Here is a 19,659-nt window from a genome sequence, read left to right as displayed (position 1 = left end):
GAAAAGCGGCGGGGTTTACAGCCCCACCGTCTCTTTCAGCGATTTAAGATAGCGGCGGCTGACCGGCACAATCTGACCATCACGCAATAACAGTTCAGCCTGGTTTTTATCTTCCAGCCGGATTTCTTTCAGATAATCCATGTTCACCAGATACTGCCGGTGACAACGTAACAACGGCGTGCGGACTTCCAGCGTGCGTAATGTCAGTTCCGTAAACGTCTCTTTGCCATCCTGGCCGGTGACATACACCCCGCCGACCCGGCTGCTGACATAGGCCACATCTTCCATCTGCAACAGCCAGATACGGTTGCTGCTGATACACGGGATAAACTTCAGCGGCTGCTGATATTGCGGTAACTGCGAGACATCCTGCGTCTGATAGCCCAGACGCAATCTGGCCAGCGTTTTCTGAAGCCGCGCCGCCTGAATGGGTTTGAGCAGGTAGTCAAACGCGCACTGTTCAAACGCCTGCACCGCATACTCCTCGAACGCGGTGAGGAAAACGATGTGCGGCCGATGTTGCTGATCGAGCATGCCGACCATTTCCAGCCCGCTGATGCGCGGCATCTGAATATCCAGAAACACAATGTCGGGGCGGATTTTATGGATCACGCCGATCGCTTCAATCGCGTTGGTACACTCACCGACAATGTCAATATCACTTTCATCCTGAAGCTGTAAGCGTAAATTTTCCAGCGCCAGCGGCTCATCATCGACAATAAGAACTCTTAACATGTTGCTCCCTCAACCGGCAGGCGTAACGTGACGCGGGTGAAATCATCCGGTTTACAGCTAACCGTAATGCCATAATCATCGCCAAAGCGCGCCCGCAGGCGCTTATCGACCAGGCTCATACCTAACCCGTCACCGCTTTCTTCCGGCTGATATAACCCGGCGTTGTCTTCCACCTCGACGATCACCATTTCGCCCTCACTGTAGGCACGAATAATAATATTGCCATTGCTCAGCAACTGAGAAGTGCCATGTTTGATGGCATTTTCCACTAATGGTTGCAGGGTGAAAGCAGGCAGGCTCTGATCAGAAAAGGCCTCCGGCACCTGTAAATCCACCTTCAGTTGCGTCGGAAATCTTGCCAGCTCAATTTGCAGATAAGCATTCACATGCTCAAGCTCATCGGCCAGAGTGACACTCTCGGAGGATCGTTTGAGATTCTTGCGAAAGAACGTCGACAGATACTGCACCAGTTGTCCGGCCTTATCGCTGTCGTGGCGGATCACCGCCATCAGGGTATTAAGGGCATTGAATAAGAAATGCGGGTTTACCTGCGCATGCAAAAGTTTGATTTCAGACTGTGCCAGCAAAGCCTTCTGTTGCTCAAATTTACCGGCCAGGATCTGCGCCGACAGCAACTGGGCAATCCCTTCTCCCAGTGTCCGGTTAATGGAGCTGAACAGCCGGTTGCGGACTTCATACAATTTGATCGTGCCAATCACCCGCTGATTTTCGCCCCGCAGCGGGATCACCAGCGTTGAACCCAGCTTGCAGCTGGGATGCAGCGAACAGCGGTAAGGCATCTCGTTGCCGTCGGCATACACCACTTCATCGTTCTCAATGGCGCGCCAGGTATATTGCGATGCGATGGGTTTGCCCACCAGATGGTGATCATCGCCGATACCGGTAAAGGCCAGCAATTTATCACGATCGGTAATTGCCACGGCCCCGATATCCAGCTCTTTGAGCAGCACCTGTGCCACTTTCATGCTGTTCTCTTCGTTAAAGCCGCGGCGCAAAATACCTTCCGTCGAAGCGGCTACTTTTAGCGCGGTGGCCGAAAATGCCGAAGTGTATTTTTCGAACATTGCCCGCTTATCCAGCAGGATACGCATAAACATCGCGGCCCCGAGGGTATTCGTCACCATCATCGGCGCGGCAATACTGCTGACCAGATTAAGCGCATCGTGAAACGGACGGGCAATAAGCAGGATGATCAGCATTTGCAGTATTTCTGCGACAAAGGTGACACCGGCCGCGACCAGCGGATTAAATAACTTATCGATGCGCCCGCGTTTGATCAAAACGCTGTGTACCAGACCGCCTAATAACCCCTCAGCGATGGTTGAAATCATGCAACTTAGCGCGGTCATACCGCCCATCGAGTAACGGTGGATCCCGCCGGTCAGCCCCACTAATCCCCCGACCACCGGGCCGCCGAGTAACCCGCCCATCACCGCACCAATCGCACGGGTATTGGCAATAGAATCTTCGATATGCAGGCCAAAGTAGGTTCCCATAATGCAAAAAATGGAAAACGTGATATAGCACAACAGCTTATGCGGAAGACGCACCGTCACCTGCACCAGCGGAATAAATAACCGCGTTTTGCTCATCAGCCAGGCTATTACCAAAAACACGCACATTTGTTGTAACAGCAGTAATATTAAATTAAATTCGTACATTCCCGGGCATCCGAAATCTGACAAGCTGGCAATATATCGTGCTCAGACAAAATTTACCTTGAAGCCGCCAGAAGAATGGGAATATTTTTATTGACGAATTAAATTTAATATTCTTTTAAATAAAATATAAGAAGATGATTTAACGATACCGGCCAGTAAACGGTGATATTTATCAGGCGGGCACCGCGACCCGATATTTGCCGATGCAGGCTGTCGTGTTCATCGGTATGATCTGCCGGAGTTTGGCGCATCCGGGCACCCAGTGAAGACTGATACGTCGTTAGCCTCTTCCTGCTACGACTGCCGTACGGTGAGGGCACCTAAGCAAACGGCTCCCCGTCATGGAAGCCGTTATATTGCTAAAGTCTGCGGACTGTTCAACAGGAGAAATCCACGATCAGTGTGGCTCTCCGCTGGCCGATAATGCAAAGGTGCCCACCGGCATGACGGGCAGATATTTTTTATAATAATCGTGATAATTTTTCACCGGGTCAATATCCCTGAATAAATCAGGATAAAGGGACTTTGCAATAAACTGCACCATGGTGAAATCGACCAGCGTACGCGATGCCCCCTGATAAACCCCGAAGAGTTTGTCGTTTTTAATGGCCGGTAATGAACGCCAGCCGTCACGCTGAGCGAATCCGTTGAGTTTTGCTCTTGCGGTGGCTTCATTGACCCCGATGCCCATTTCTAACGCCGTATCGACTTTATTGTTCTCCCTGCCGGAAATAAAAATGACATCCGGTTTGGCGACCAGCAACTGCTCAGGGTTAATTTCACCCCACTGTTTAACGAAAGGTGCTGCAATATTTTCACCGCCAGCGAGACGCAACATTACGCCCCACATATTTTCGCCATAGGTAAATGAATACTCCGCCGGACCTTTATTGCCAAACTCAATATAGACTTTTGGCTTAGGCAGATTCGCCTGTCTGATCCTGTCTTCAATCAGCGTGATGTTATTTTTATAAAGCTGGGCAAGCTCATGCGCGCGGTCAGTCTGGCCGGTTAATATCCCGATGATTTCCGTGGATTTCACATGATTTTCCACCGTCTGATCATTGTAATCGAGCACAACCACCGGGATATTCAGGCTCTGAAGCTGGGTAACTTCATACTTCAGGGCAGCGTACTGCCAGCTGGCTAAAATAACCACATCCGGTTTCAGGCTAATCACTTTTTCCAGTGACACGTTGTGCAGGTCGATTTCGCCGATATCCGGAATGCTGGCGATGGACGGACGGTATTTAATATACATGTCCCAGTTCGCAGGAACCTTGCCATGCCAGGCTTCACGGGAGATACCGACAATATGATCAAACGCCTGTTCACCGCCGACCGCCATATAATCTTCAAAATAGAAACCTAATACCGCTCTTTTCACCGGGGTCTCTAAGGTTATTTTATTTCCGAGGACATCAGTCAGTGTGGTTGTTGCGGCACCGGACTGCCCGGTAATCACGACTGACAGCATAAAAAGCAAACCATGAAGTAACTTCATTTAATTCCCTTAGGTATTGTGTGATTATTATCTGCGGCTGAAATTCATTTTTTATAGAAACCGATTTGTTACACGGCTTATTTCACTTAAGTCACCGTAAAACCGGTAGTGCCACCGCGCAATTATCGCGGCGGTATATTATACGTTTGGTCGGCTGCATCAGTACAGTCAGAACTGCACACTGCGGCGGGTCGGGCAACACAGATCGCCTGAGATGAGTTTCAGTGATAACCGTGAATATCAATCGGAAAACGCTTCTCAGATGCTGAGCTATAATTAAAATTTATCGGTAAAAAGGAGAATTATATGGCTCCAGTCGCGAGTATATCAGGTGGCATTATATTTATTATCGTTGGCATTGTGATGCTGTGGCTATTGGTGAAGGCGCATAAAGGCAACACCAGCAAGAAGTTCTTTACTCCCCACAAATGCATGCTGCTCATCGGGACCCTTGTCTCTTTTGTTATTTCCATTGTATTTTTCACCTCTTCTTCTTGATGTCAGCTTAATCTTTGCCGTTAATGCCCCGGTTTTCACCGGGGCATAATAGCCGACAGACTCCTCTTCTGCTCATCCTCGTCTATCATTATTATTCGTTTGCTAACTGCCTGCTTTATCGCTCAATCTTTTGCGAGGTAAATCGATGCAACGCGATGCATTTATGACAAGCTGGGGGGCCAGTTTCATTTCCGCCGGGACAGTTCGCTTTCGGGTACGGGCACCCGGCCAGGACAAAATGACACTACGGCTTTCCGGCGAAAACAGGGAAATGCTGCCGACGGAAAACGGCTGGTTTGAGTTTGTGGCAACGGGTGTTTCTCCCGGTGAGGAATACCAGTTCATTCTGGCCGATGGCCTGCCGGTTCCTGATCCCGCCTCGCGCGCCCAACTGGCGGACGTCAACGGCCCTTCTCTGGTCACCTCGTCATCTGGCTATGCATGGCGAAATCACGACTGGAAAGGCCGCCCGTGGGAAGAAACGGTCATCTATGAAATGCATATCGGGACATTCACACCCGAAGGGACTTTCAGCGCCGCGCAGGCAAAACTCGCTTATCTGGCTGAAACCGGCATCACCATGATAGAAGTGCTGCCGCTCTCGCAATTTGGTGGCCAGCGCGGCTGGGGCTATGACGGTGTCTTGCTCTACGCACCTCACTCCGCTTACGGCTCGCCGGATGATTTCAAGGCGTTTGTCGATGCGGCGCACGGTGTCGGCATCTCGGTAGTGCTGGATATCGTGCTCAACCATTTTGGCCCGGAAGGGAATTATCTGCCGCTGCTCGCGCCGGATTTCTTCGATTCACAACGCATGACAGCCTGGGGGGCGGGCATCGATTATCAAAACGACGCGGCCCGTTGCTACATTGTGGAAGCGCCGCTGTACTGGTTAAAAGAATATCGGCTTGACGGCCTGCGCTTTGATGCCATCGACCAGATGCAAGACACCTCTTCCCCGCATATCCTGATTGAAATCGCCGAACGAATTCGCGAAGAGATCACCGACCGCCCGGTGCATCTGACCACTGAAGACAGCCGCAACGTCACCTTTTTGCACCCGCGCAATGCCGACGGCACCGTGCCGCTGTTTACCGCCGAATGGAATGATGATTTCCATAATGCCATCCATGTTCTCAGTACCGGTGAAACGCACGCCTATTATCAGGATTTCGCGCAAAATCCTGAGAAACTGGCTGCACGCGCATTAGCAGAAGGTTTCGCCTATCAGGGCGAAAAATCGCCGCAAACAGGTCAACCGCGCGGAGCGGTCAGCCGCAGGCAGCCACCGGTGGCCTTTGTTGATTTCATTCAAAATCACGACCAGATTGGCAACCGTGCACACGGCGACCGGCTGCTCACCCTGGCTGGCGCTGAACGAACGCACATTCTGCTTGCCGCTTTACTGTTATCGCCGCATATCCCGCTGCTGTTTATGGGCGAAGAATATGGCGAAACCCATCCGTTCCTGTTCTTCACCGACTTTGAAGGGGAACTGGCGCAGGCAGTCCGCGAGGGCCGGGCCCGTGAATTTGAAGGGCACAGCGGTTACGGCAGCCAGGCGGTACCCGACCCTAATGCCCTCAGCACGTTCGAAAACTCGAAACTTGACTGGCAAAAGCTGACATATCCCGAAAGCCAAAACACGCTGGCGTTGACCCGCAGGCTGCTGGCGCTGCGCCGGAAACATATTGTGCCTTTACTGACGCCCGCCAAAGGCGAAGTCGGCCAGATCGTGGAAACCTCAGCCGGTTTTCTCGCGGTTAAATGGGTATTCCCCCGTGGCACACTTTCGCTGGTACTTAATATCGGCAAAGACACGCATCCGCTTCCTGAACTGCCGGGAGAAACTCTCTTCGCCTGGCCGCAGGATGCGGCGATTTCAGCGCCCTGCTCCCTTATTGTCCGTCTTGCGCCAGGAGTCATACCGTGAAAATCCCTACTGCGACTTACCGCATTCAGTTCCGTAATGGACTGGACTTTGATACCGCGACAGGGCTTATCCCCTATTTAAAACAGCTTGGGATCAGCCATCTTTATGCTTCCCCGGTGTTTACAGCGACCTCTGGCTCCACACACGGCTACGATATTACTGACGCCAACGAAATTGACCCGTCAATTGGCGGGCGCGAAGGTTTCGACCGTATGGCACAGGCGCTGAAAACAGCGGGGATCGGGCTGATCCTCGACATTGTGCCTAACCATATGGCGGCTTCCCTGGAGAATCCATGGTGGCGCGACGTCATTGAACACGGCGAAAAAAGCCGTTATGCGCGGCATTTTGACATCGACTGGTCGCGTCGGCTGACGCTGCCTTTTCTCGGAGATTCGTTTGAGGAGGCGCTGGAAAAAGGCGATATTACGCTCAAGTCTGATCCCAAAACCGGTCAGCCCACTTTCGCTTATTTCGACACGTATTATCCCGTTGCGCCCGGCACCCTCACGGCGGTGAGAACAGGCGGCCTGAGCAAAACAGAACTGACTGAATTACATGAGCGCCAGCCCTACCGGCTGATGTGCTGGCGGGATGCGCCCCGCGAACTCTCGTACCGGCGCTTTTTCGAAATCACCGGTCTCGCGGGTGTGCGCGTGGAAGACGACGGGGTTTTCGATGATACGCACCGGCTGATCCTCGAACTGGTCCGCTCCGGTGTGGCCGATGGCCTGCGGGTCGATCATGTGGACGGTCTGGCCGATCCCAAAGCGTATCTTGAACGCCTGCGGGAGAAAGCCGGGGCAGACTGCTATATCACGGTAGAGAAAATTCTGGGCAAAGACGAGCGCCTGCCGCCGGACTGGCCGGTCTCCGGCACCACCGGTTATGAGTTTATTGCCTCGCTTTCGGATGTGCTGGTCAATGATGAGAATATGGCGGTGCTGAGTGAGCTTTACGACAACGTGGTCGGCAAGCCGGTGGACATACGCAACGAACTGCGCGCGGCCAAGCTGATGATGGTGGAGAAAAATTTTGCAGGCGAGTTCACCACGTTGTGGAAACTGGCTACCGGCATCGCCGCGACCGAAGGCACGGGGTATGACGAAAACGATGTCCGTACCGCCCTGTGCGAATTACTGATCGCATTTCCGGTGTACCGCACTTACGGCACTGAACAGGGGATGCCCGCGGAAGACTCTACGCTTTTGCACAAGATCCAGCGCAAGATCAGTACCTCACCCCTTGCCGTTCAGCCTGAAATCCTCGCGTTTCTGGTGCGTATTCTTTGTGGGGAAACCTCCGCAGTATCATCATCGCAGGCCGGTTTATTCCGCACACGTTTCCAGCAACTGACCGGACCGCTGATGGCAAAATCGGTGGAGGACACGCTTTTCTTCCGCCAGAACATGGAACTGGCGCTGAATGAAGTGGGCGCTGAACCGTTAATTCGTACCTTCTCCCTCAGCCGCTTCCATACCGGGATGATAAAACGTCGCGAAGAACAGCCGGAAGCGCTTTCCGCGACATCCACGCATGACACCAAACGGGGTGAAGATGCCCGCGCCCGACTGTTTACGCTGACTGAAGCGCCGCAAGAGTGGGCCGCATGCGTGAAACGCTGGCACCGGATGAATGAGTCACACGTGATGATGCTTGCCGATGGCCCGGCCCCGCGCCCTGCGCTGACATGGATGCTGTATCAGGCGCTGGCGGGCGCATGGCCGGCCACGCTGACACCGGAAGATGCACAGGGTTTACAGGAACTCGACGAGAGATTTCAGAGTTTCGTCGAAAAAGCGCTGCGTGAAGCCAAGCTGCGTACCAACTGGGATGACAACAACGAAGACTATGAAAAGGCAGTGCTGGACTACGCGCATCACCTGCTTTCACCGGAAAACCGGTTATTCCTGCAAGATTTTCACGCGTCGATCCAGCCATTTATCCATGCCGGTCTGGTGAACAGCCTGACCCAGACGGTAATCAAACTGATGGCACCGGGTGTACCGGATATCTATCAGGGCAGCGAAGCGCTGAATTTCAGTCTTGTTGACCCGGATAACCGCCGTCTGCCGGATTTCACCGGGCTGGAACGGCTGTTAATGCAGGATAAAAAACCGGCGGGGGACAAGCCAGAAAGCTGGCTGAACGGCCAGCTGAAGCAATACCTTGTGTCGGCACTCGCCGGGCTTCGCCAGCAAAAGCCCGCGCTGTTTCAGCAGGGCGACTACGTTCCGCTCAGTGCAAGCGGGGATCACGGCGAAAACGTCATCGCGTTTGCGCGTGTGAATAATGATGACGCCGTGATTGTTGTGGCACGGCGTCTGGTGCTGGGTTTACAGGCGCAGACGTTCCCGCAGACGGAGATCGTATTGCCGCCACAACTGGCTTACCGGCACTACCGCGAACTGTTCAGTAATAAAGAAATGACGTCCGCTGGCCGGTTAGATATGGCGGCATGGCCGGGTTTCTCCCCCGTCATCCTGATAGCCTCATCCCCTTCTTAAAGGAAAGAGGAACTTCACATGACCAGGGCAGATCTATGCTGCTGATACGCGGGAAGGTGTGCCGGGTAACAGAATGATTTTCCGGCAATCTTCCTGACGTTTCTCGAAGAGGCTATACCCTTTCGCGGCATCTTCCAGCGGCATATGGTGAGTAACAATTTCTTCAGGTTTCAGTTGCCCGCTTTCAATTAACATCAGCAGATCAGGAAGATAAGCATGAACGTGGGTCTGTCCCATTTTAAAGGTCAGCCCTTTATCAAAGGCATCGCCAAATAAAAAACCGTGGATAAATCCGGCGTAGACGCCCGGTACGCTGACAATCCCGCCGCGGCGTACCGCAGCAATACACTGGCGTAACGCTTTCCCGCTGCTGCCTTCAATTTTCAGATTGCTCAGAATGGTTTCGGTGACACTGCCTTTGGCTTCAAAACCGACAGCATCGATTACTGCATCAACACCGCGATGCCCCGCGGTATGCTCAATAATCCAGGCCGCCGCATCGTCATTTTCATCGAAATTAATCGGGATCACCCCGTATCGTTCCTGAGCAAATGCCAGCCTGTACGGATGATGGTCAATCATAAATATCTGCTCAGCGCCCGCCAGCCGGGCACAGGCGGCACTTAACAACCCCACTGGTCCCGCCCCGAAGATCGCCACACTCGAGCCAGGCATCAGTCCGGCGTTTTTAACCGCCTGCCAGGCTGTGGGTAATATGTCGGATAAAAACAGCACTTTTTCATCGGCTAATCCATCCGGGACTTTGAAAGGTCCTGTATTGGCTTTCGGCACGCGCACATATTCAGCCTGTCCGCCCGGAATTCCACCGTACAAGTCGCTGTAGCCAAACAAAGCCGCCGGAGGGGTAATTTTTTTGGGATTGAGTGCCGCACCTTTGCCACTGTTAGTGGTTTCACAGGCGGCATACTGATTCAGTTTGCAGAAAAAACATTCCCCGCAGGCAATAACAAAGGGAATAACGACGCGGTCACCTTTAGCGACGGCAGTCACATCCGATCCGGCTTCGACCACTTCGCCCATAAATTCATGACCAAATATATCACCATGATGTGTACCCGGTATTTTTCCGCGGTAGAGATGCAGGTCGGAACCACATATCGCCGTTGCCGTTACTTTCAGAATAATATCATCGCTGGCCTGAAGTGTCGGGTCAGGCATATTATCAACACTGACACGGTAGGGACCGTGATAAGTCAATGCTCTCATGAGTAATTTTCCTTTCAGATCTTATCCAAACGGGTTGAGATAATAGTAAAATAATTATCAACGAGAGTATTAAGTTTAGTGCCCTCTCAGAGAGTGTCAAAAATGGCAAAACCACGGGAACAGACACTATAATTTAACGCAACCTCTTAAACAGAGAGAAGCGACATGGATAAAGACAATCAGAGTCAGTTTGAACCAAGAACCACCCCGGTTGAAGAAAACATCGGGTGGATCAAAACCGCGTGGCGGCTTGAGCGCATTGGTTTTTTTCTGCTTGGCTTGTTTATTCTTTATGCCTTGCTGGGAGGGTTTTCTCAGGGCTGGCTGAGCGATTCACGCTACCAAAACGAAGAAAAATCGACACAAATCACCTATGAGAAATATCTGCGCAGTGACACCGAATCACCGCTGATTATCGCCTATCCCCTTAAGGAAGCGCAAAGCGATCATATAACCCTCAGTGGTAAATTCGTGAATGAATATGACATTATTAATGTCAGTCCGGAAAGTGCCGTGATACATCGCAGCCCCGGCACAATGATTATCTATCCGAATAATACCGGCGTTACGAATGCGGGCAATGTGCAACTCACACTCAAGCCAAGAAAATTTGGGATCTACACACTTTCTGTTGCTGCCAATAATGATTCGCCTTTTATTTTCAAACAGATTGTTTTCCCTTAAAGGAGAATTAAAATGGAAAACGTCCTCAGAGCGGCCATTATGTATGTCTTCCTGTTTATTATTTTTAAAATTTCAGGACGTAAGACGCTGCTCGAAATGAACATTTTTGATTTTATTCTGGTGCTGATTATCAGTGAGGCCACGCAACAGGCGTTGCTTGGGGAAGACTTCTCCCTTATGGGCGCGATGATCACTATCGGGACATTGATTTTCATCGATAAAAGTTTAGGATTCCTCGAAAATAAAAGCCCTACGTTTAATTTATGGCTGAATGGCTCGCCGATTATCCTGATCGAAAATGGCAAGATCCTGGATCAGAGGTTGCGTAAATGCTCCCTTACGGAAGATGAAATCATGGTAGTGGCTCGTCAGCAGGAAGCAATAGTGAGTATGGATGAGATTAAATTCGCCATACTAGAAAAGAATGGAAAAATATCGATTATTCCTTACAAGAAATAATGCGGTGGCAACATGCCTCCGGGGCGGTGCTCACTGTCCGTGATTTGCACCGCCCGCATTATGACCGATGTGACAAAGATGCGTTTGCTGTGACCCGGTGAACTTGCGGATTACGCCTGCCCTTTTTCACGGGTGCTTTCCCCTGCGCCTTCTTCACGTTCTGCCTGCGTTTTGATAATCATATTCGGCAATGCCATTTCAATCCCCTGCTCGATCAGCTTTTCAATAATGCGGATATTAATTTCCTGCTGGATATCCATGTATTTATTGTAATCGGCAGTATTGACGATATGAACTACTTCGATATTCAGACGGTCGGTACCAAAGCCCAGCAAGTGCGCACGGTCAAATTTCGTTTCACCGACATCAATAATGATTTCCTTTACCATGTCACCGATAATACGCAGCTTTTCCGGCGGCGTATTAATCGCGATGCCAAAATTGAAAACAATGCGGCGGGTCTGCATGCGTTTGTAATTATGCAGCGTTTGCTGGAGCAGAATAGCATTACCGCAAACGATCTGTTCCCCGCTCAGGCTGCGTATCCGGGTCGTCTTCAGACCAATATGTTCAACAGTACCGGCAACATCATTAAAAACGACAAAATCACCTATTTCGAAAGGCTTATCGAAGCCGATAGATAATGAAGCAAATACATCGCTGAGAATGGTCTGGATCGCCAGTGCGATAGCGATACCGCCCACGCCCAGGCTGGCAACCAGCGCGGTAATGTTCACGCCCACATTCGCCAGTATCGACAGCAGCATCACCGACCAGACTACCGCGCGGAAAATCAGCCCGGTGATCACCAGCGTTACCGGATTTTTGTTCATCCCGGGCTGACGCATAATATGACGTAACCACGAGACCACGGCCTGATCCAGCCACAGCGCCATCTGAAACGCCAGCACCAGAAACCACGCATGACTGATGGTGTTGTAGAGATTATCGGGCAGATTAACGAACCGCAGACTGAACAAAAAAGCCGCAATGAAAATCAGCAAATTGCTCGTCCGGTCGAGGATCTCGCCCAGAATAAAACGGATCCGGTGGCTGGCCTCATTAACCTCCCCCCAGCGTTTTACGCCCTTGCGCAAAAACGAGACCAGCCAGCTCAGCAACCAGTACGTGACAAGCGTGACCACACACATCGTCGCAACACCCATCCAGAACACCGGCGTCATCATCAGCGCGATAACATCGAAATGTGATAGAAAATTCATCTTCCCTCCCGGAATTAATCACAAACTCCCAGTATAGGAAACGCTTCAGCGCGGGGCTCCAGAATAGGAAAGTTCGGTAAACAGCAGGCTTGCGGCACAGGCAAAATCACTTGAACAGCACAGGGGTCTGGGATTATTCTTAGATTAGCTGCCGAAAGAGCAGTAGACAGTAAGCACCATACCCTTAAATAGCCCACCCATAAAGTGGGTTCTTTTTTGCCTGCCGTTTAGCATTGAGAATTGTCCGGGTTCGGCAATCGTTCAGACGTAAAAAAGCCGGTGACACTTTCGTATCACCGGCTTTTGCAGCAGGTTAACCCCGCACGAAACTTATGCGTTCAGTGATGGCTTATGCGTTCAGCAATTGCTGTGCGGTTTTCTCAACCAGCGCCAGCAACACTTTCACATCTTCCAGCGTAACCGTCGGGTTCAGCAGGGTCAGTTTCAGACAGGTAATGCCGTTATGCTCGGTCACACCCACGTTGGCACGACCGGACTCCAGCAACGCATCACCGATTTTCTGGTTCAGCAGTGCGATGGCCGCATCACTGCTGCCCGCCAGTTGCGCCGGACGATAGCGGAACAGCACGCTTGCCAGTTGCGGCTTCATCACCAGTTCCAGCGCGGCTTCAGAGCCCACGTATTGCGCGACGTCCTGCGCCAGTGTCACACCATGATCAATGATCGCGGCATACTGTTTCTGTCCTAACGCTTCCAGCCCCATCCACAGTTTCAGCGCATCGAAACGACGGGTGGTTTGCAGGGATTTGGAGACCAGATTCGGTACGCCAGCCGCCTCGTCAAACTCAGAGTTCAGGTAAGCCGCCTGATAACGCATCAGCTCGTAATGACGCTCTTCTTTGAGCAGGAACGCGCCGCAGCTGATGGTCTGGAAGAACTGTTTGTGGAAGTCCAGCGTAATGGAATCCACCAACTCGATGCCGTCCAGATAGTGGCGATATTTTTCAGACAGCAATAACGCCCCGCCCCACGCCGCATCCACGTGAACCCAAATCTGATGCTCTGCCGCCAGTTCAGCAATAGCCCGCAGCGGGTCGATAGCACCGGCATCGGTAGTACCGGCTGTCGCCACAATGGCCAGGATCTGATCGCCATTAGCTTGCGCCTGCGCCACCTTCTCGCGTAAATCGTTGAGATCCATACGGGCGAACTCATCGGTTTTCACCAGCGTCACGCACTGGTAACCCAGACCGAGCAGCGCCATGTTCTTCTGCACAGAGAAATGCGCGTTTTCAGAACATAACACTTTAATTTTACGCAGATTGCCGACCAGACCATCCTGCTGAATGGAATGTCCCTGACGTGCGAAAAATGCATCGCGCGCCAGCATCAGCCCCATCAGATTGCTCTGGGTGCCGCCGCTGGTAAACACGCCCGCGTCGCCAGCCTGATAGCCCACCTGAGTACGCAGCCATTCGATCAGTTTCATCTCAATGATGGTCGCTGACGGGCTTTGATCCCAGGAGTCCATGCTCTGGTTAGTGGCGTTGATCAGCACTTCCGCCGCCTGGCTGACCACCAGGCTCGGGCAATGCAAATGCGCAACACATTGCGGATGGTGCACAGACAGGCTGTCTTTTAAAAAGTACTCAATCGCACGTTCAATCGCGGCCTGGTTACCCAGACCGTTTGGATTGAAATCCAGCGTAATACGCTCGCGCAGCTCAGCAACGGTTTTGCCCTGATACATCTCAGGTTGTTGCAGCCACTGCACAACAGCTTCACTGCTCTGTGCAATGGCCTGCTGGTAGGCTTCAGTACTTTGCGCTGAGCCTGCCAGAATCGGGTTTAACTCGGACATCAGAATCTCTTACTCCGCTCAGGCAGGTTTGATGCCAGCCGCTAACAGCGCCTGCTCAAACTTGTCGAGGAAAATACCCAGCTCATCGTTGGTGATCAGCAGGGAAGGCAACAGGCGCAGCACGCAACCATTACGGCCGCCGCGTTCGAGGATCAGGCCAGCTTCGAAGCATTTTTTCTGCAACAACGCAGACAGTTCGCCGTCAGCCGGGTAGCAACCCATGTGATCCTGCGCTTCGTTTGGTTTGACGATCTCGATACCGATCATCAGGCCCAGACCCCGCACGTGACCCATCACCGGATAACGTTTTTGCATGTCAGCCAGTTTGCCTTTCAGCCACTCACCCTGTGCCGCCACTTTCTCGGCAATTTTCTCTTCTTTCAGGATTTTCAGCGTGGTCAGGCCGGTGGCCATCGCCAGCTGGTTACCGCGGAAGGTGCCGGTGTGGTGACCCGGTGCCCAGGCATCGAACTCTTTCCTGATACCCAGAACGGCCAGTGGCAGACCGCCGCCAACCGCTTTAGACATCACAATGATGTCAGGCTCAATGCCCGCGTGTTCGAACGCAAACTGTTTACCGGTACGGCAGAAACCGGCCTGAACTTCGTCCAGGATCAGCATAATGCCGTGTTCCTGAGTCACTTTACGGATGCGCTGCAACCACTCAGCCGGAGCCGGGTTCACGCCGCCTTCACCCTGAACCGCTTCCAGAATGACAGCCGCAGGTTTGCGAACGCCGCTCTCAACGTCGTTGATCAGGTTTTCGAAGTAATAGGTTAAGGCTTTAACGCCAGCGTCACCGCCAATGCCCAGCGGGCAGCGGTACTGATGCGGATAAGGCATAAACTGCACTTCCGGCATCATGCCGTTAACCGCTTCTTTCGGAGACAGGTTACCGGTCACTGCCAGCGTGGCGTGCGTCATACCGTGATAGCCACCCGAGAAGCTGATGATACCGCTACGGCCGGTGACTTTTTTAGCCAGTTTCATTGCGGCTTCAACTGCGTCAGCGCCCGACGGGCCGGTGAACTGCAGGCAATACTCTTTGCCCTGTTGTGGCAATAAAGAGAGCAGATATTCAGAGAACTGATCTTTCAACGGCGTTGTCAGATCCAGTGTATGTAACGGCAAGCCGCTGGTAATGACATTTTGGATGCTTTGCAGCACCTCAGGGTGATTATGTCCAAGCGCAAGCGTACCCGCGCCAGCCAGGCAATCAAGATATTGTTTATTCTCAACATCAGTGATCCAAACGCCATTGGCCTTGGCAATTGCCAGTGGCAATTTACGTGGATAGCTCCGAACATTCGATTCAAATTCAGCTTGTCTCGCCAAATAGGTTTCATTGTTTCCGTTTAATGAATTCGCACCTAAACTGTCAATACGGACTTTATCCGTCATCATATCTCTCCTACAACCGTGTGTTATTAGAACGCCACAATTGAATAAATTTGATTAAGAAAATTACCAGCGTGTGAAAAACGCGGCCAATATATGGCTTTTTTGCCCCCACCTCAATAACTTATTTTGTATAGATTTGTTTATTCTTTCCCATATGAATCAATATGTTGCTGATTTAATGAACGATAATGCTGACTTAACTGTGTTAGGCAGTCATTAATAAAGCACTAAAAAGCACGTCCGGCTTGCTAAACAGCGTGTAAACACGCGACAGAACAGGCTTAAAATCGAGCCGTTAAGATACGCCGGCAGACCTGCTGATCATGAGGTCGCCGCAAAGGTTGTTATCCCTAAACAGTCCTTCAGGAAAGTTGTGTAATTATAGCCTGCAGGCTGTTATATGAGCGATGATATTAAAGTACGGGGCAGTAAATGGCTGAATAACCGTCAGTTATAAATTTTGAAATATATCACATCGGTCTATCGTCCGGTTATGACAGAAATAATACAACGAAAGATATCCGCTACGTATAAATCCTTTTTTCAAATATTCCCTCATTATTCAGCTTATTAACCGACCTTTGCGGCAGAAGAAAATAACATGCAAAAACGGCTGCTGGGAAAATCCGGAGGGCAGTCGACGTGACGCTCACCCAAAGCGTGCGGGGCCCTATCGCCGCCGCACTGGGAACCGTTGAGGTTCAGGGGACCGTTATCCGGCAGCATTGCAGACCCGCGTCCGGCGTTAAACGTTTCGTGAACATTCAGGCTTAGTTGCGCTCCGGGTCACCTGCCTGCTCGCGTTTTTGTCTTGCCGCCTCACGGGCTTCAGCGTCGCGTTTCTCATGAGTGGCGATGGCTTCATTCTGAATTCGGGTAGTGGTTTCTTCCTGTTCTTTGATTTGCCGGTCGACCCGTTCCTGACTTTCCCGGGCATAATCGGCCGCATACTGACTCTGCTGGCGTTCAATCTGCCGCATCTGTTCCTCCTGTTGCCGGTTTTGATCGGCGAAGTGCTCTTGCAGTTGTTGTCTGCCTTGCTGATCGGCAATTGCCGTGAAACTGAGAAGTAATGCAGAAGTACAGGTAATGCGGGCCCAGCGGGATAAAGAACCTGACATGGATAAACTCCCTTTCCAAAATATTTAAAATTCTTTATAAAAACATCGGATTGCCGGGAAAGAATATAAAGCGGGGCGACAGGCAGAAAGGGGAAGTCTCTTAAAAGTCTGAAAACAGCGAAAGTCTCCTTCCGCCGTCCCAGGTTTCAGCAATCAATATCCCTGCGTGACAATTTTGGCAGCGGAAGCCAGCACATCACGACGGGATTTCGCGTCTTTCTCCGGCTGAGTGAAATAGGTAATCAGGATCAGCGGCGCCTTATTATCCGGCCAGATCACCGCGATATCATTGGTTGTGCCGTAATCGCCGCTGCCGGTTTTATCGCCGACGACCCAGGTCGCAGGCAGCCCTGCGCGGATACTCATCGCGCCGGTGGTGTTGCCTTTCATCCATTCCACCAGTTGCGCACGTTGCGGTTCAGCCAGCGCACTGCCCAGCGCGACATGTTGCAGACTCAATGCCATGGCACGCGGTGAGGTGGTGTCGCGGTCATCGCCCGGAATGGCAGTGTTCAGCGTCGGTTCAGTGCGATCCAGACGGAACGTTTTATCGCCGAGCGTACGGGCATATTCCGTGACTTTCTGCGGGCCGCCAAGCTGCCCGATCAGTTTATTCATGGCGGTATTATCGCTGTACTGCAAGGCAGCAGCAGCCAGTTCACCAACCGTCATGCCGGTATTGAGATGCTTTTCGGTGATCGGGTTGTAATTTACCAGATCAGATTTTTTCAGGCTGACGTGCCGGTTCAGCAACTCTGTTTGCGTTTCGCTCTGCTTAAGAATGGCTGACGCGGCCATGAACTTGCTGGTGCTGCACATGGCGAAACGCTCATCAGCGCGGTAAGCAATCTGGGAGTTATCTTCGGTATTAATCAGCATTACACCAAGACGACCGCCGCTGTCTTTTTCCAGCGCCGCAAGTTGCTGCTGTACAGATGTCATTTTAGTGGCCGTTTGCGCCCATGACGCCGCGCTGAATGCGAGCATGGGCACCACAGCCGCCGCCATCAGCACGGTTTTACGCAGGGTATTTTTCATCATCAAAGCCTTCTCCTTTATATTGGCGAAGGGATTATGGCAAAAGCTGAGGCAGAAAGTAAAAAACCCGACAGAAATTGTCAGGTTTTAAACATGAAACGGAAAATTTTGGGAAACTAAAGGAGATTTAGAACGTTTCCCAGTTGCCCTGATCAGCGGCCGGAACCGGCTGACGATTTGACAGCAAGGCGGGAGATTTTGTCTGCCCGGCTTTACGCACCGCTGCCGTCGCCGAACCGGCGCTGACTTTAAAGATGCTGATCGCCTGTGATAAACGCTCAGCCTGCTCATTGAGCGAATACGCCGCCGAAGAAGCTTCCTGCACTAATGCGGCGTTCTGCTGGGTCACTTCATCCATCTGAGTGATGGCTTTGTTGATCTCTTCGATACCGGTGCTTTGTTCGTTACTGGCAATCGCAATTTCGCCCACAATGTCAGTCACATTTCTCACACTGGACACCACTTCCGCCATGGTGGCCCCGGCTTTGGCGACCAGTTGCGTGCCGTTATCCACTTTCGCTACAGAATCGTCGATCAGCACTTTGATCTCTTTGGCGGCACTGGCAGAGCGTTGCGCCAGATTACGCACTTCGGATGCCACCACGGCAAAGCCGCGCCCCTGCTCACCGGCACGGGCCGCTTCAACGGCAGCGTTCAGTGCCAGAATGTTGGTCTGGAAAGCAATGCCGTCAATCACGGCAATGATATCGACGATTTTGCGCGAGGAAGTATTGATACCTTCCATCGTGTTCACCACTTCGCCCACCACTTCACCGCCCTGCACCGCCACGCGGGAAGCCTGCGCCGCCAGCTGATTGGCCTGCCGTGCGTTATCGGCATTCTGTTTCACCGTTGCGGTCATCTGTTCCATCGCCGACGCAGTTTCTTCCAGCGAACTGGCCTGCTGTTCGGTACGGGAAGACAAATCGAGGTTTCCGGCAGCAATTTCGCTGGATGCACTGGTGATGGCATGAGTGCCTGCGCGCACTTCGGTGACGATTTTCAGCAGGTTTTCATTCATGTTTTTCAGCCCCTGCATGAGCTGCCCGGTTTCATCCTGCGAAGTCACCAGAATTTGTGTGGTCAGATCCCCTGCCGCCACGTTTTCAGCCACTTTCACCGCAGTATGCAGCGGACGGGTGATTGAACGACTCAGGAAATAACCCAGCGCGGCCGCCATTAAAATGGCCAGCGTGGAGAAAATCAACGTCAGCTGAATGGCGGTGGCACCATCGGCTACCGCTGTTTTACCTTCAGCTTGCAGTTGCTGATCCTGAGAGGTGGCAAAAGCGGTCGCCAGATCCAGATACGCATTTTGCGAGGTAGTCAGTTTACGCAGAACATATTCGGTCGCGCCGTCCATATCACCGGCACGGGCTAAGGCAATCAGTTGCTCTTTCGCAGCCTCAAACGTTTCACCCGCCTCCTGCAACGCTTTAATTTTCTGCTTGCCCGTTACGGTGGATTGGATCGCGGCGATTTTATCCATCGCGACATTGGTCTTTTTTACCGTGTCATCCAGTTGCAAATAACGCTTCTTATTTTGCTCCGGATTTTTAGTATCAATAACGATGCCGCGCAGATATTTAATCTGGTCATTTACGCCGTCGCGGACGTCAAATGCCAGCCGGACTTTCACGTAACGATCGTTGACTATTTGTTCAATACTGCTGTTAATGCTGCTTATTTTTGTGATTGCGATGCCGCTGACAATGAACAAAAGCAAAATGATAAGACCGAATGCTGCCCCTAAACGGGCACCGACACGCATATTGTTGATGAGTTTATACATTTTTATTTCCCTTATTTCCTGCCAATAAAACAA

Annotated in this window: 15 protein-coding genes; 5 read left to right on the top strand and 10 right to left on the bottom strand. The window is 51.8% G+C overall.

Features of this window, described 5'->3' with window-relative positions; translation table 11 throughout:
- Nucleotides 1–15: 15 nt before the first annotated feature.
- From btsR to RAHAQ2_RS23345, 3 genes are all read right to left on the bottom strand, one after another.
- Complete coding sequence (gene btsR / locus RAHAQ2_RS23355; protein WP_014341852.1) at nucleotides 16–735, bottom strand: two-component system response regulator BtsR; 720 nt, start codon at nucleotides 733–735, stop codon at nucleotides 16–18.
- Nucleotides 729–2,417: a sensor histidine kinase gene (locus RAHAQ2_RS23350; RefSeq protein WP_014341851.1), complete on the bottom strand. Its 1,689-nt coding sequence runs from the start codon at nucleotides 2,415–2,417 to the stop codon at nucleotides 729–731. Before RAHAQ2_RS23350 ends, btsR begins: the two co-directional genes overlap by 7 nt.
- Before the next feature lie 397 nt (nucleotides 2,418–2,814).
- Nucleotides 2,815–3,921, bottom strand: coding sequence for an ABC transporter substrate-binding protein (locus RAHAQ2_RS23345; RefSeq protein ID WP_014341850.1), 1,107 nt, complete (start codon nucleotides 3,919–3,921; stop codon nucleotides 2,815–2,817).
- A 306-nt stretch (nucleotides 3,922–4,227) separates the two neighbouring features.
- Here RAHAQ2_RS23345 and RAHAQ2_RS23340 point away from each other — a divergent pair, with 306 nt between their 5' ends.
- The 3 genes from RAHAQ2_RS23340 (at nucleotide 4,228) to treY (ending at nucleotide 8,859) form a co-directional block, all read left to right on the top strand.
- Entirely contained in the window at nucleotides 4,228–4,419 is a 192-nt protein-coding gene (locus tag RAHAQ2_RS23340) for a hypothetical protein (protein ID WP_014341849.1), read from the top strand.
- 145 nt (nucleotides 4,420–4,564) lie between these two features.
- Entirely contained in the window at nucleotides 4,565–6,352 is a 1,788-nt protein-coding gene (gene treZ / locus RAHAQ2_RS23335) for a malto-oligosyltrehalose trehalohydrolase (RefSeq protein WP_014341848.1), read from the top strand.
- On the top strand, nucleotides 6,349–8,859 hold the full coding sequence (treY, locus tag RAHAQ2_RS23330) for a malto-oligosyltrehalose synthase (protein ID WP_014341847.1): 2,511 nt from the start codon (nucleotides 6,349–6,351) through the stop codon (nucleotides 8,857–8,859). The genes treZ and treY overlap by 4 nt, the downstream gene beginning before the upstream one ends.
- A gap of 33 nt (nucleotides 8,860–8,892) precedes the next feature.
- Here the strand turns inward: treY and RAHAQ2_RS23325 are convergent, their stop codons facing one another.
- Nucleotides 8,893–10,086, bottom strand: a complete 1,194-nt coding sequence (locus RAHAQ2_RS23325) for a zinc-dependent alcohol dehydrogenase (RefSeq protein WP_014341846.1) — start codon at nucleotides 10,084–10,086, stop codon at nucleotides 8,893–8,895.
- A 165-nt stretch (nucleotides 10,087–10,251) separates the two neighbouring features.
- Here RAHAQ2_RS23325 and RAHAQ2_RS23320 point away from each other — a divergent pair, with 165 nt between their 5' ends.
- Complete coding sequence (locus RAHAQ2_RS23320; RefSeq protein WP_014341845.1) at nucleotides 10,252–10,770, top strand: hypothetical protein; 519 nt, start codon at nucleotides 10,252–10,254, stop codon at nucleotides 10,768–10,770.
- 12 nt (nucleotides 10,771–10,782) lie between these two features.
- The gene (locus tag RAHAQ2_RS23315) at nucleotides 10,783–11,229 is read left to right on the top strand and encodes a DUF421 domain-containing protein (protein ID WP_014341844.1); all 447 of its coding nucleotides are present in this window, start codon (nucleotides 10,783–10,785) and stop codon (nucleotides 11,227–11,229) included.
- Between the two features lie 110 nt (nucleotides 11,230–11,339).
- On the opposite strand, the gene RAHAQ2_RS23310 is transcribed toward RAHAQ2_RS23315, so the two are convergent.
- The 6 genes from RAHAQ2_RS23310 to RAHAQ2_RS23285 all read right to left on the bottom strand — a co-directional run bounded on the left by RAHAQ2_RS23310 (nucleotide 11,340) and on the right by RAHAQ2_RS23285 (nucleotide 19,626).
- Nucleotides 11,340–12,452 carry a mechanosensitive ion channel family protein gene (locus tag RAHAQ2_RS23310; RefSeq protein WP_014341843.1) on the bottom strand — a complete coding sequence of 371 codons (1,113 nt, stop codon included), beginning with the start codon at nucleotides 12,450–12,452 and terminating at the stop codon, nucleotides 11,340–11,342.
- 349 nt (nucleotides 12,453–12,801) lie between these two features.
- The gene (locus RAHAQ2_RS23305; protein WP_014341842.1) at nucleotides 12,802–14,274 is read right to left on the bottom strand and encodes a pyridoxal phosphate-dependent decarboxylase family protein; all 1,473 of its coding nucleotides are present in this window, start codon (nucleotides 14,272–14,274) and stop codon (nucleotides 12,802–12,804) included.
- Between the two features lie 18 nt (nucleotides 14,275–14,292).
- Complete coding sequence (locus RAHAQ2_RS23300; RefSeq protein WP_037041013.1) at nucleotides 14,293–15,678, bottom strand: diaminobutyrate--2-oxoglutarate transaminase; 1,386 nt, start codon at nucleotides 15,676–15,678, stop codon at nucleotides 14,293–14,295.
- Between the two features lie 767 nt (nucleotides 15,679–16,445).
- Complete coding sequence (locus tag RAHAQ2_RS23295; RefSeq protein ID WP_014341840.1) at nucleotides 16,446–16,796, bottom strand: hypothetical protein; 351 nt, start codon at nucleotides 16,794–16,796, stop codon at nucleotides 16,446–16,448.
- Nucleotides 16,797–16,949: 153 nt separating this feature from the next.
- Nucleotides 16,950–17,837: an RAHN family extended-spectrum class A beta-lactamase gene (gene blaRAHN, locus RAHAQ2_RS23290; protein ID WP_014341839.1), complete on the bottom strand. Its 888-nt coding sequence runs from the start codon at nucleotides 17,835–17,837 to the stop codon at nucleotides 16,950–16,952.
- A gap of 124 nt (nucleotides 17,838–17,961) precedes the next feature.
- A complete protein-coding gene (locus tag RAHAQ2_RS23285) occupies nucleotides 17,962–19,626 on the bottom strand; it encodes a methyl-accepting chemotaxis protein (RefSeq protein ID WP_014341838.1) in 1,665 nt (554 codons plus the stop codon).
- Nucleotides 19,627–19,659: the final 33 nt, after the last annotated feature.

The sequence above is a fragment of the Rahnella aquatilis CIP 78.65 = ATCC 33071 genome, assembly GCF_000241955.1.
GTDB classification, from domain to species: Bacteria; Pseudomonadota; Gammaproteobacteria; order Enterobacterales; family Enterobacteriaceae; genus Rahnella; species Rahnella aquatilis.
This window is presented reverse-complemented; position numbering and strand designations above follow the sequence as displayed.

Coding starts and splice junctions, on each gene's coding strand:
- RAHAQ2_RS23325 (WP_014341846.1), bottom strand. CDS start 10,086: ATGAGAGCATTGACTTATCACGGTCCCTACCGTGTCAGTGTTGATAAT.
- RAHAQ2_RS23285 (WP_014341838.1), bottom strand. CDS start 19,626: ATGTATAAACTCATCAACAATATGCGTGTCGGTGCCCGTTTAGGGGCA.
- RAHAQ2_RS23350 (WP_014341851.1), bottom strand. CDS start 2,417: ATGTACGAATTTAATTTAATATTACTGCTGTTACAACAAATGTGCGTG.
- RAHAQ2_RS23315 (WP_014341844.1), top strand. CDS start 10,783: ATGGAAAACGTCCTCAGAGCGGCCATTATGTATGTCTTCCTGTTTATT.
- RAHAQ2_RS23320 (WP_014341845.1), top strand. CDS start 10,252: ATGGATAAAGACAATCAGAGTCAGTTTGAACCAAGAACCACCCCGGTT.
- RAHAQ2_RS23305 (WP_014341842.1), bottom strand. CDS start 14,274: ATGTCCGAGTTAAACCCGATTCTGGCAGGCTCAGCGCAAAGTACTGAA.
- treZ (WP_014341848.1), top strand. CDS start 4,565: ATGCAACGCGATGCATTTATGACAAGCTGGGGGGCCAGTTTCATTTCC.
- btsR (WP_014341852.1), bottom strand. CDS start 735: ATGTTAAGAGTTCTTATTGTCGATGATGAGCCGCTGGCGCTGGAAAAT.
- blaRAHN (WP_014341839.1), bottom strand. CDS start 17,837: ATGATGAAAAATACCCTGCGTAAAACCGTGCTGATGGCGGCGGCTGTG.
- RAHAQ2_RS23345 (WP_014341850.1), bottom strand. CDS start 3,921: ATGAAGTTACTTCATGGTTTGCTTTTTATGCTGTCAGTCGTGATTACC.
- RAHAQ2_RS23340 (WP_014341849.1), top strand. CDS start 4,228: ATGGCTCCAGTCGCGAGTATATCAGGTGGCATTATATTTATTATCGTT.
- RAHAQ2_RS23300 (WP_037041013.1), bottom strand. CDS start 15,678: ATGATGACGGATAAAGTCCGTATTGACAGTTTAGGTGCGAATTCATTA.
- RAHAQ2_RS23295 (WP_014341840.1), bottom strand. CDS start 16,796: ATGTCAGGTTCTTTATCCCGCTGGGCCCGCATTACCTGTACTTCTGCA.
- RAHAQ2_RS23310 (WP_014341843.1), bottom strand. CDS start 12,452: ATGAATTTTCTATCACATTTCGATGTTATCGCGCTGATGATGACGCCG.